Raw genomic sequence first — 11,305 nt, forward strand, 5'->3', positions numbered from 1 at the left:
CGCACGGCACCGAATACGTCGACGAACACCGAGAACAGCCACGGCGCCAGGAACGCCACCGCTCGTCCGGTCATGGTGTAGAGGCCGAACGCGACCCCTTCCCTGCCGTACTTGGCCATCTGCAGCAGCAGCGCGCGCGACGACGACTGCGACGGCCCGATGAACATGCACAGCAGCAGCCCACAGACCCAGAAGGCCACCGGTCCGGACAACACCATCAAGGTCAGTCCCAGGATCACGATCGCGAGCAGCGAGGCCACGATGACCGGTTTCGATCCGACCCGGTGGTCGACGAACCCGCCCAGCACCGCACCCACCGCGGCGACGACGCAGGCCGCCACCCCGAAGATCAGCACGTTCGCCTGCGAGATGCCGTAGACGTTGACGCCCAGCACCGCGCCGAAGGCAAAGATCGCCGCCAGCCCATCCCGGAACAGCGCGCTGGCGATCAGGAAGTACACCAGGTTGCGGTCGCGCCGCCATTCCGCGGAGACCTCCGCCCACAGTTTCCGGTAACCACCCAACATGCTCGTGGGCTGATGCACCTCCGCCGACGCCGGCAGCCGGTGTATGACGAACAGCAACGGCAGCGCGAACACCGCCAGCCAAGCGGCGGCCACCACCATCGCCTCGCGGACATAGAGCCCGTCCTGCAAGGGAACTCGCAGCAGGCCCCGCGTCGCGTCCGGTCCCGAACCCGATCCGGAGATGAACCCGGTGTAGATCACCAGCAACAGCAGGACGCTGCCGCCGTAGCCCGCGGCCCAGCCGAACCCGGATATCCGGCCGGCCGTCTGCGGCGTCGAAAGCTGGCGCAGCATGGCGTTGTACGGGACGCTGGCCAGGTCGCCGCAGGCCGCCGTCGCCCCCAGCAGCGCCAGGCCCGCCCACAGGTAGGCGGGCCGATCGCGGATGAAGAACATCATGCAGGTCAGCGTCACCGCCGCGGCGGTCAGCACGCTCAGGGCCACCCGTCTGCGCTGCGGAGACTCCACCCACACGCCGACGGCGGGCGCCAGCACCGCCACGGTCAGCCCCGCGAGGGCCGCGGCCCGGCCCAGCCAGCTCGCCGGCGTCGTGCTGCCCGCGATGCCTACCCCAACGCTGCTGGTCAGATACACGGCGAAGACGAAGGTGGCCACGATCGCGTTCAGGCCGGTCGAGCCGCAGTCCCAGAGCGCCCACGCCACCACGTGCGATCGCACGGGGGCGGCGGAACGCAACTCCGGCTGACTCATTCCCGGCACTCTAGCGGCGCTCGCGATCGCCTGCGGATGGCGATTCGCCGGCTGTCTACGATTGGCGCATGCCGATCCCCGCCCCAAGCCCCGAGGCACGCGCCGTTGTCACCGGAGCTTCGCAGAACATCGGTGAAGCGCTTGCCACCGAACTTGCCGCCCGCGGACACAACCTGATCGTCACCGCGCGACGCGAGGACCTGCTCGAGGATCTGGCCGCCCGCCTGACCGACAAGTATCGCGTCACCGTCGAGGTGCGCGCCGCCGATCTTGCCGACCCGGGCGAACGCACGAAACTGTGCGACGAGCTGGCCGCCCGCCCCGTCTCGATCCTGTGCGCCAATGCGGGTACCGCGACCTTCGGGCCGGTTGCCACGCTCGATCCGGCCGTCGAGAAGGCGCAATTGCAGCTGAATGTCCTAGGGGTGCACGACCTTACGTTGGCGGTGTTGCCCGGCATGGTCGAGCGCAAGGCCGGCGGCATCCTGATTTCCGGTTCGGCGGCCGGCAATTCGCCGATCCCCTACAACGCCACCTACGCTGCCACCAAGGCGTTCGTGAATACCTTCACCGAATCGCTGCGCGGGGAACTTCGCCGGTCCGGCGTCAACGTGACACTGCTGGCGCCCGGCCCGGTCCGCACCGACCTCCCCGCCGACACCGAAGCGTCGATCGTCGAGCGGCTGGTGCCGGACTTCCTGTGGATCTCGACGGAACACACCGCTCGGGTATCACTGGATGCGTTGGGTCGCAACAAAATGCGCGTTGTCCCCGGCCTGACATCCAAGGCCATGTCGGTGGCGAGCGGCTACGCCCCGCGCGCCATCGTGGCGCCCATCGTGGGCGCGTTCTACAAGAAGCTCGGCGGCGGGTAAGCCACTCACTCGCGTCGGCGGTTGGTGGGCCGCTTGCTCGCGAGCGTAACGTGGCTGCGAGTTGAGGCCCGGATTTTCGCAGCCCGGTTACACCCGCGACGCACCGCCCGTGCTACTTCCGGCGGCGACGGCCAGTGCCGAACTTGGCTTTGATGATCTCGCGGATCCCCATGTTTACGACGCTTTGTACTTCCCGATCGTGCCACAGCCTCGCCAACAAGCCGGGCCCCCTGGGCTCCGCGGGCTCCGGCATCGGCGGAACCGGGTCATTCGCCGGGACGGGCGGGTAGTCGGACTGAGCTTGCGGCGGCGGGGCAGGCGGGGCCGACGGCTGCGCCGGTTGGGAAGCCGTTTGGCCGTACTTCGCTTGCAGTGGACTGTCTTTCGCCGCGGCGACGATCGCGTCGTTGCCGATCGACGCCATCAGCGAGCGGGGCACCCGCATCCGGGTCCAGGCGACGGGCGTGGGCGAGCCCTTCTCGGAGAGCACGGTCACGACGGCCTCGCCGATCCCCAGCGACGTCAGCGCCGACTCCAGGTCGTAGACATCGGTTTTCGGGTAAGTCCGGACGGTCTTGGACAGCGCCTTCTGGTCGTCGGGGGTGAACGCCCGCAGCGCGTGCTGAATCCGCGCGCCCAACTGGGACAGCACGTCGTTGGGCAGATCGGTGGGCAACTGGGTGCAGAAGAACACCCCGACGCCCTTCGAGCGGATCAGCTTCACGGTCTGCTCGACCTGCTCGAGGAAGGCCTTGGACGCATCGGCGAACAGCAGGTGCGCCTCGTCGAAGAAGAAGACCAGCTTCGGCTTGTCCACGTCGCCGACCTCGGGCAGGACGGTGAACAGGTCGGCCAGCAACCACATCAGGAAGGTGGAGAAGATGACCGGGCGCAAGGACTGGCCGCCGAACTCCAGCAGCGAGATGATGCCGCGGCCCTGGTCGACGCGCAGCAGGTCCTGCGGGTCGAGCTTCGGCTCACCGAAGAACGTGTCGCCGCCCTCGCCCGCCAGGTTCACCAGCGCGCGCAGGATGACGCCCGCTGTTGTGGACGACACTCCGCCAAGGGATTTCAGATCTTCCTTGCCCTCGTCACTGGTCAGGTGGGTGATGGCGGCACGAAGATTTTCCAGGGTGACCAGCTGGTAATTCTTTTCCTTGGCCCAGTGGAAGATCAGGCCCAGCGTCGACTCTTGAGTAGCATTGAGCCCCAACACCTTTGATAGCAGGACCGGACCGAAACTGGTGACGGTGGCCCGAACCGGCACACCGAGCCCGCCGACACCCAGCGAGAGGAATTCCACCGGGAATCCCGTCCCGGTCCAATTGTCGCCGGTGTCCTTGGCGCGTGCGGCCGTCCTGTCGTTGCCCTCCCCCGGTTTCGACAGCCCGGACAGATCACCCTTCACGTCGGCCATCAGCACCGGTACACCCGCGGCGCTGAGCTGTTCGGCGATCAGCTGCAGCGTCTTGGTCTTGCCGGTACCCGTCGCGCCGGCCACCAGGCCGTGCCTGTTCACGGTCGCCAGCGGAATGCGGATCTGCGCCGTCGGGTCGGCGGCGCCGTCGACCACGACGGTGCCCAATTCCAGTGCCTGGCCGTCGACCGCGTACCCATCCGCGATCCGGCTCGCCGGCGTCGCCGCTGAATCGGTGCTCATCGTGCTGCGCCCCTCTTCCCCAGTGATTCGGCATGCAGTTCGACCACGCTCACCCTACTTCTCGGGCCGATTCGGGAGCGAGGCCCAAGGTTGACGCCTCCTGCGCCTGGTCCGATGGTGGCGACCCGCCGCGCCCGGCTCCGCCGCACTTGCGATCGCCACTAGCCCGATGGTGGCGACCCGCCGCGCCCGGCTCCGCCGCACTTGCGATCGCCACTAGTCTGAGCGCTGTGCGAGACGAATTGGTGTGGATCGACTGCGAGATGACCGGCCTGGATCTTGGTTCGGACAAGCTGATCGAGATCGCGGCACTGGTCACCGATGCCGATCTGAACGTCCTCGGCGACGGAGTGGACGTGGTGATCCACGCAGACGATGCCGCCCTCTCGGCGATGGGCGACGTGGTGACCGAGATGCACTCGCGCTCCGGGCTGATCGACGAGGTGCGGGCGTCCACCGTCGACCTCGCGACCGCCGAGGCGATGGTGCTGGACTACATCGGCCAACACGTCAAGCAACCCAAGACAGCGCCGCTGGCCGGAAACTCGATCGCCACCGATCGCGCGTTCATCGTGCGCGACATGCCCGCCCTGGACACGTTCCTGCACTACCGCATGATCGATGTGAGTTCGATCAAAGAGCTCTGCCGGCGCTGGTACCCGCGGATCTACTTCGGTCAGCCGGTCAAAGGGCTCGCCCACCGCGCACTGGCCGACATCCATGAATCGATCCGCGAATTGCAGTTCTACCGGCGGACCGCGTTCGTCTCCCCGCCGGGCCCGCCTACCAGCGAGATCGAGGCGGCTGTCGCCGCCCTTGACGGCGAAAAAGACGCTCCGGGACCAAGCGATTCGGCCGGCCCGCCGCCGAGCCGCTAGTATCGACAGTCGCTGCTCGTGCAGGCCTGCGGTCGGCACACAGCCATGGTGGGTGTAGTTCAGTTGGTAGAGCGTCAGGTTGTGATCCTGAATGTCGCGGGTTCGAGTCCCGTCACTCACCCCATTGGTCAGGGAGCATCGCCGCTCCCTGACCTTTTACGGTGGTAGCGCCTCCGCGCACCGCCGTTGCACCCATGAGTGGAAACCAGTGAACAGACAATGTCCCGTCTCGCCCACGATGCGAGCGACGAAAACCGCCATCGCGGCTGTCACGTTGCTCCTCGCGGGCTGCGGCGGGTCGAGCCACACGGCGACCACTGTCATATCGACCCCGCCGGCGGAAACGAAAACGGTGACGAAGACCGTCGCCCCGCCGCCCCCACCGGGACCGAAGACGTCCATCGAGGCCAACGGCACCTACATCGTCAACAAGGAGATCGCGGCGGGCACCTATCGCACCGACGGCGGCAAATCCGGGTGCTATTGGGCGAGGCTGCGCAGTTTCGACACCAACGACATCATCGACAACAACGTCGGTGACGGCCCCCAGGTGGTTCGCATCTTGCCGACCGATACCGCATTCATGACCAGAAGCTGCGGAAGCTGGCACAAGATCGACTGACCGGACCGGTCAGGTATTGGCGTTGCCCGCCTTCCACTGTGGCCACGGGATGTTCCAATCGCCCAGCCCCTCGGTGCCCGGCAGCGTCGGCCCCACGGTGTGCACAACCTCGACGATGTCACCGCTCTTGCTGTGGTCGTAGAACCATTCGGCGTTGCTGGGACTGACGTTCAGGCATCCGTGACTGGTGTTGGTGCGGCCTTGGGCGCCCACCGACCACGGCGCGGAGTGCACGAAGACTCCGCTATAGGACATCTGCGTGGCCCAGTCGACTTCGGTGCGATATCCGTTGGGCGAGTTGACCGGAACCCCATAGGTCGACGAATCCATGATCATGTGTTTGAACCGCGCCCCAACGATGTAAACACCGTTGGCCGTTGGCGTGCTGTCCTTGCCCATCGACGTCGGCATGGTCTTGACGACTTCACCATTGACCCGCACGGTCACCGTCTTCGTGGTGTCGTCGGCCGTCGAAATCACCTCGTCACCAATGGTGAAGTGCGTCTTGACGTTGTCTTCACCGAACATCCCATCGCCCAGATCCACCCCGTAGGTGTTGACCGCCACGTCGATGGCGGTCCCCGACTTCCAGAAATGCTCTGGACGCCAACGCACTTCGCGATTGCTGAGCCAGTAGAACGCGCCCTCCACGGGCGGGTTCGTGGTAATGGTGATGGCTCTCTGTGCCGCCGCCCGGTCCGCGATGTTCTCGTCGAAGCGGATCGCCACCGGCTCACCGATACCCACCACCTCGCCGTCGACCGGACTGACGTAGGGCATGGTCAGGTGGGCGGGTGAACTGGTCTCGAAGGTCATCTGCTTGTTGGCCGCGCCGCCCAGCCCGGTCGCCTTCATGCTCAGCGTGTAGCGCCTGTTGTAGCCGAGCTGCTCGGTGGTCGCCCAGCGGAGGCCGTCGGGGGTCAGTTTCCCGCCGATCGACTTGCCGTTTTCGTTGACCATGGTGACCGACGCGAGCACACCGTCGGCGACGCTCACCGTCACCGGTGCATCAACCGTCACGCCGACGGCGCCGTCGGTCACCGAGGAGGTGAGCTTGGGGACCAGCAGGTCGGCGAACGGGGTGCCCTTGTCGAAGATCACCTTCGCCGGCGCGGCCGCGTGGTTGTCGCCGCAGGCGACCGCAAACACAGCAACCGTGGCGATCGCGGCTGCCAGCCACGATCGGTGTCCACGCAAAGGCGTCATCCAGTGACCTTCCATTCAATTCTCGAAGTTGGTCACCGCTGACCTAGCTGCAGGCATTCTAGTGGGTTTTGCCGACTCCACATGCCCAGACCGGACCGGACGACCGATCGGTGTCGACGCCGCAATGAATTCGTCATTCAGCCGATGTCAGCGACGTCGCCGCGCGCCGGCTACGCGCGTTGCCCGGCCTCCTCGTGGAGCTCCGCCTCGACCCTGTCAGAGGTCGCAACGGCCTCGACGCGGGCGAGTTTGATGATGGCCGCCGTCATCAGCGCGGCGGCGGCCACCAACGCGATCGTCCCGATATCTGCGATGGAGACATGGATGCGTCAACGGGCCCGCGGATATCGAACTCGGTCTGGCCGACCTGGCCACCATCCGCATGGGGGCCCACCGAGCTGCTCAGCTCTCCCGGGCCGACCGCATCACCGAACTGCGCCAGGGCGCGTTGGGTGAGCTGGGCGTCGCCTTCGGTACCGACCGGGCGCCATTCTGCGGTACGGTCTTGTGACATCACGCAAAGAACCTGTGCGGCAGCGTCTTTCGTTGGCCCGCGCGACTGTGCGGCACCAAGTTTGACGACGGCCAGGCAACGGCCGCCCTGATCGGGCCGCGACGTGTGTCGGCTCTCTCGTGCCTGGCAGCTATCCTGGGAGCCGGTCGGGATTTCACTACGCGGCACAACGCCTGTTATTGTCGCCTACGCGGTCTCGGCCGACCACAAGCGCCGTTAGCTCAGTTGGTAGAGCAGCTGACTCTTAATCAGCGGGTCCGGGGTTCGAAACCCTGACGGCGCACAGCTCACCGAATTTTATTCGGCGATCCGTCCACTTCCGATCGCGGGCGGATCGTCGCCATCCATCTGGAAGTCTTTTCCAACAGCCCCAAGGCGCCCTACCATCGCAGCGACGGCGTTTTTCCAAAGGGGACCTGTGAAAACTGAGCTGAAGTGGGTCGAACCCTACGAGGGCCACTTCCATGCCAACATCGACGACCGCAGCGAGTACCGCGTCCATGCGGTCTCGACGGGCGGCTTCCGCGCCGAACGCGTCGACGACGGCTTGGTACACCACGATCTGGGCCGGGCAACCAGCGCCGCCGACGCGCAGGCGATCTGCCAGGCCCTGCACACCCGGGCGATGCGCCGCGCGGCGTGGGAGACATACATGGCCGAAAACGACCCGCCGGGGTGGGAGTAGCCGGAGCGGCTGATCCATCTCCGGAAGCCGTTTGCCGTCGTATCCGCCCGCAAAAGCCGGCCGTGCAGGTAGTTTCTTGCTGGCACCGATCGGTGTTGCTGCGTCGAAGGAGCCGCAATGGGGTTCATCCGGCCCAATCTGCCCGTCGTCGATGTGGCCGACTGGAGCGCACGCCCACGCGCCGAACGGATCGTGCCGATGGCGCGCCACATCGCCCAGCACGGGTTCGGCACTCCGCTGGTGATGCACGTGATGTACGGCGTGAAGATCGCGCTGTACATCCTGGGCGGCTGGCTCTTCGCGTGGTCGACCCGGGGCGTCGGCGGCTTCACCCACGTCGGCGCCTGGTGGTCGGAGCCGATCGTGTTCCAGAAGGCCGTGCTCTACACGATGATGTTCGAAGTCGTCGGCCTCGGATGCTGCTTCGGGCCGCTCGCCGGGCGTTACTTCCCGCCCATGGGTTCCATCCTGTACTGGCTGCGGCCCGGCACCATCCGGCTGCCTCCCTGGTCCGATCGGGTGCCGCTGACCAAGGGCAGCAACAGAACTCCGTTCGACGCGGTGCTGTACGGAGTCCTGCTGGTGCTGCTCGGTGTCGCGTTGGTGTCCGATGGGACCGGGCCGATTCCCGCCCTGGACACGGCGATCGGCGTGCTGCCGCGGTGGCAAACCGCCGCGATCCTGGCGGTGCTGGCCGCAATCAGCTTGCGCGACAAGGTGATCTTCCTGGCTGCGCGCGGCGAGGTGTACGCGCCGTTGGCGCTGGCGTTCCTGTTCACCGGGGCGGACATCGTCGTCGGGGCCAAGGTCGTCTTCATGGTGATCTGGCTGGGCGCGGCGACGTCGAAGCTCAACAAACACTTCCCGTTCGTGATCTCGACGATGCTGGCGAACAACCCGTTCATCCCGTCGGGGCCGCTCAAGCGGTCGATGTTCCGGCGCTATCCCGACGACCTGCGGCCCAGCGCGCTGGCGGGTTTCATCGCGCACTTCTCGACCGCGGTCGAAGGTCTGGTGCCACTGGTGCTCCTGTTCTCGGCCGGCGGGTGGCCGACGGCAATCGCAGCCTTCGTGATGATCGTGTTCCACCTGAACATCCTGCTGGCCTTCCCGATGGGCGTGCCGCTGGAGTGGAACGTGTTCATGATCTTCGGCGTGCTGTGGCTGTTCGTCGCGCACGCGCCGCAGGGGTTGTCAAGCATCAGCAACCCGTGGCCGATAGCCATCCTGTTCGTGGTGCTCGCCGGGACCGTCGTCGCGGGAAACCTCTACCCGCGCAAGGTCTCCTTCCTGCCCGGCATGCGTTACTACGCCGGCAACTGGGACACCACCTTGTGGTGCGTCCGCCCGTCGGCCGACGAGAAGTTCCGCGTCGGCTCCCGCGCGCTCGGCCCGATGCAGCATCTGCAGCTCGAACGGTTGTACGGCAGCAAAGAGGAAACCCTGATCCCCCTGCACCTTGCGCTCGCGTTCCGCGGCATGAACACGCACGGGCGCGCGCTGCTCACCCTGGCGCACCGGGCAATGGCCGACTACGACGAGGACGACTACAACCTGTGCGAGGGTGAAGTTCTCTGCTCAATGGTTCTCGGCTGGAACTTCGGCGACGGGCACATGCACAACGAGTGCCTCATCGAGGCGCTGCAGCAGCGGTGCGGGTTCGCACCGGGCGAGGTGCGGGTCGTGATCCTCGACGCCCAGCCCATCCACCGGCAACGGCAGGAATACCGGCTGGTCGACGCGGCGACCGGCGAATTCGAACGCGGCTACTGCGACGTCGCCGACATGGTCGTCAATCAGCCCTGGGCCGACGATATTCCGGTGTACGTCCAGACCGACCGCGTCAGCGGTTCCTGACCCGACGCACCGTCACCACCACGACAAGGACCCCGACACCGGCCAGCGACGCCAGCACCACGGGCTTCTGCACGAACCCGATGACCCGGGTCTTGAGGTCGTCGGCGAGGCGCCGCGGGTTCGCCCGCTCGGCAAGGGAATCGACGGTGGCCGCCAGCTGGTCGCGGGCGACGTCGATGTCTCGCTTGATGGCTTCGGGGTCGCGGTCCGCCACTGTGTCCTCCAAGTCGCCCACTATCCGGCTCATACACCTGCCCGAACTACCCTAGATCAGCTGGCGGTAACCCCAACGCTCCGGTGAACAGAAAGGGACCCACCTTGACCGAGACCACGCGGCTTGCACCGGGCGACAAGGCGCCCGCCTTCAGCCTTCCCGACGCCGACGGCAAGAAGGTGTCACTGGCCGACTACAAGGGACGCCGGGTCGTCGTCTACTTCTACCCCGCCGCCTCGACTCCCGGGTGCACCAAGCAGGCGTGCGACTTTCGGGACAGCCTGGCCGAGCTCAACGGCGCCGGCCTCGACGTCATCGGTATCTCCCCCGACAAGCCGGAGAAGCTAGCCAAATTCCGTGACACCGAGGGGCTGACGTTCCCGCTGCTGTCCGATCCCGACCGCACGGTGCTGACGGCCTGGGGCGCCTACGGCGAAAAGCAGATGTACGGCAAGACGGTCACGGGCGTGATCCGCTCCACGTTCGTCGTCGACGAGAAGGGCAAGATCGCGCTCGCCCAGTACAACGTCAAGGCCACCGGCCACGTCGCCAAACTTCGCCGCGATTTGTCGGTGTAGTCAGTCGCCGATGACGGCGACCTCCTTGTACTCGGTGATCGGCCGCGCGATGCCCTGTTCGTCGCACACCCGCTGCAGCTTGTCCAGCGTCTCGTCGATCCCCGGGCCGAGCCGCCTCCCAGGGGTGAAGGTCGCCGGAAGGTGCTGCATGCCCTGGATCACGCCGATGGTCGGATAGTGCACCGTGCCTTCGGGTTCGCAGCGGTAGTCGGGCATCCGGTCGAGCACCGCCGTGAGCATCGACTTGAACACGATCCGCGCGACGTTCGAGCCGATGCAGCGGTGGACGCCGAGCCCGAAGCTGAAGTGCCGGTTGTTCTTACGACCGAGGTCCAATCGATGCGGATCGGGGAACACCGCGGGATCGCGGTTGGCCATCGCCCACGACAACCACAGGCGATCGCCCTCCTTGAACCGCGTCCCCGCTATTTCCAGATCGGCGGCGATCGTGCGGCCGTCCCCTGGAGCGGGCGTGAAGAAGCGCAGGAATTCCTCGGTCGCCGAGTCGAGCAACGTTTCCGAGTCCCGTCTCAGCCGCTCGCGCTGCTCCGGATTTTCGCCCAGCCATTCGAGTGCGTGCGCGGTCAGCGCCGTCGTCGTGTCAAAACCTCCGCCGATGATCAGGCCGAGCATGCCGAGCAGTTCGCTGTCGGGGGCGGGTTCGCCGTCGATCTTCATTCGGGCCATCGCGTCCACTAAGCCCGGGCGTGGGTTCTCGCGAATCTCGAGGAGGTGGTTGAACAGGTCCATCCCCATCGCCATCGTCTGCTCCAAAACCCTTGGGGCGTCCGGGGAATCGGCGGGAGTGTAGACATTGGCGTGGGCCGGCTCGCAATAGAGCTGCCACTTCTTCAGCGGAACGCCCATGATCGCCAGTGTCAGGACGGCGGGCACGACGTTCGCGAGATCGTCGACGAAGTCGATCCGCCCGACTTCGATCTTCTCGTCGATGCTCGCCCGCACGATCTCGTCGACAAA

At 66.3% G+C, this 11,305-nt stretch carries 11 protein-coding genes, 2 tRNA genes and 1 pseudogene; 9 read left to right on the plus strand and 5 right to left on the minus strand.

Going from position 1 to position 11,305, the window contains the following annotated elements; genetic code table 11:
• Positions 1 to 1,238: MFS transporter (locus Q0W90_RS19535; RefSeq protein WP_297776041.1), on the minus strand; the 1,238-nt coding region annotated here is incomplete at its 3' end.
• A 68-nt stretch (positions 1,239 to 1,306) separates the two neighbouring features.
• Between Q0W90_RS19535 and cmrA the strand changes: the two genes are divergently transcribed.
• On the plus strand, positions 1,307 to 2,113 hold the full coding sequence (cmrA, locus tag Q0W90_RS19540; protein WP_297776043.1) for a mycolate reductase: 807 nt from the start codon (positions 1,307 to 1,309) through the stop codon (positions 2,111 to 2,113).
• Positions 2,114 to 2,225: 112 nt separating this feature from the next.
• Here cmrA and Q0W90_RS19545 read toward each other — a convergent pair whose 3' ends face one another.
• Positions 2,226 to 3,773, minus strand: coding sequence for a helicase HerA-like domain-containing protein (locus Q0W90_RS19545; protein WP_297776045.1), 1,548 nt, complete (start codon positions 3,771 to 3,773; stop codon positions 2,226 to 2,228).
• 230 nt (positions 3,774 to 4,003) lie between these two features.
• Here Q0W90_RS19545 and orn point away from each other — a divergent pair, with 230 nt between their 5' ends.
• From orn to Q0W90_RS19560, 3 genes are all read left to right on the plus strand, one after another.
• The gene (orn, locus tag Q0W90_RS19550) at positions 4,004 to 4,651 is read left to right on the plus strand and encodes an oligoribonuclease (protein ID WP_297592504.1); all 648 of its coding nucleotides are present in this window, start codon (positions 4,004 to 4,006) and stop codon (positions 4,649 to 4,651) included.
• A 48-nt stretch (positions 4,652 to 4,699) separates the two neighbouring features.
• Positions 4,700 to 4,775, plus strand: a tRNA-His gene (locus Q0W90_RS19555).
• Between the two features lie 114 nt (positions 4,776 to 4,889).
• The gene (locus Q0W90_RS19560) at positions 4,890 to 5,273 is read left to right on the plus strand and encodes a hypothetical protein (protein WP_297592502.1); all 384 of its coding nucleotides are present in this window, start codon (positions 4,890 to 4,892) and stop codon (positions 5,271 to 5,273) included.
• Between the two features lie 9 nt (positions 5,274 to 5,282).
• Here the strand turns inward: Q0W90_RS19560 and Q0W90_RS19565 are convergent, their stop codons facing one another.
• Complete coding sequence (locus Q0W90_RS19565) at positions 5,283 to 6,494, minus strand: Ig-like domain-containing protein (protein WP_297698185.1); 1,212 nt, start codon at positions 6,492 to 6,494, stop codon at positions 5,283 to 5,285.
• Between the two features lie 316 nt (positions 6,495 to 6,810).
• On the opposite strand from Q0W90_RS19565, the pseudogene Q0W90_RS19570 reads away from it, so the two are divergent.
• From Q0W90_RS19570 to Q0W90_RS19585, 4 genes and pseudogenes are all read left to right on the plus strand, one after another.
• Positions 6,811 to 6,990: pseudogene (locus Q0W90_RS19570) on the plus strand (sterol carrier protein domain-containing protein); the annotation flags it as partial.
• 213 nt (positions 6,991 to 7,203) lie between these two features.
• Positions 7,204 to 7,276 (plus strand) — tRNA-Lys (locus tag Q0W90_RS19575).
• A gap of 135 nt (positions 7,277 to 7,411) precedes the next feature.
• Positions 7,412 to 7,678, plus strand: a complete 267-nt coding sequence (locus Q0W90_RS19580; protein WP_297698186.1) for a hypothetical protein — start codon at positions 7,412 to 7,414, stop codon at positions 7,676 to 7,678.
• Positions 7,679 to 7,795: 117 nt separating this feature from the next.
• Entirely contained in the window at positions 7,796 to 9,535 is a 1,740-nt protein-coding gene (locus Q0W90_RS19585; RefSeq protein WP_297592496.1) for a DUF3556 domain-containing protein, read from the plus strand.
• Here Q0W90_RS19585 and Q0W90_RS19590 read toward each other — a convergent pair.
• Positions 9,522 to 9,749, minus strand: coding sequence for a DUF3618 domain-containing protein (locus tag Q0W90_RS19590; protein ID WP_297592581.1), 228 nt, complete (start codon positions 9,747 to 9,749; stop codon positions 9,522 to 9,524). The genes Q0W90_RS19585 and Q0W90_RS19590 overlap by 14 nt on opposite strands.
• Before the next feature lie 104 nt (positions 9,750 to 9,853).
• Between Q0W90_RS19590 and bcp the strand changes: the two genes are divergently transcribed.
• On the plus strand, positions 9,854 to 10,327 hold the full coding sequence (gene bcp / locus Q0W90_RS19595; protein ID WP_297592494.1) for a thioredoxin-dependent thiol peroxidase: 474 nt from the start codon (positions 9,854 to 9,856) through the stop codon (positions 10,325 to 10,327).
• Here the strand turns inward: bcp and Q0W90_RS19600 are convergent.
• A partial coding sequence (locus Q0W90_RS19600; protein WP_297776048.1) for a cytochrome P450 occupies positions 10,328 to 11,305 on the minus strand: 978 nt, incomplete at its 5' end.

It is taken from the genome of Mycobacterium sp., from assembly GCF_025933915.1.
Classification (GTDB): Bacteria; Actinomycetota; Actinomycetes; order Mycobacteriales; family Mycobacteriaceae; genus Mycobacterium.

What these genes read in the sequence shown, in the direction of transcription:
- Q0W90_RS19545 (WP_297776045.1), bottom strand. Translation starts at nt 3,773, where the DNA reads ATGAGCACCGATTCAGCGGCGACGCCGGCGAGCCGGATCGCGGATGGG.
- Q0W90_RS19585 (WP_297592496.1), top strand. Translation starts at nt 7,796, where the DNA reads ATGGGGTTCATCCGGCCCAATCTGCCCGTCGTCGATGTGGCCGACTGG.
- Q0W90_RS19565 (WP_297698185.1), bottom strand. Translation starts at nt 6,494, where the DNA reads ATGGAAGGTCACTGGATGACGCCTTTGCGTGGACACCGATCGTGGCTG.
- cmrA (WP_297776043.1), top strand. Translation starts at nt 1,307, where the DNA reads ATGCCGATCCCCGCCCCAAGCCCCGAGGCACGCGCCGTTGTCACCGGA.
- Q0W90_RS19560 (WP_297592502.1), top strand. Translation starts at nt 4,890, where the DNA reads ATGCGAGCGACGAAAACCGCCATCGCGGCTGTCACGTTGCTCCTCGCG.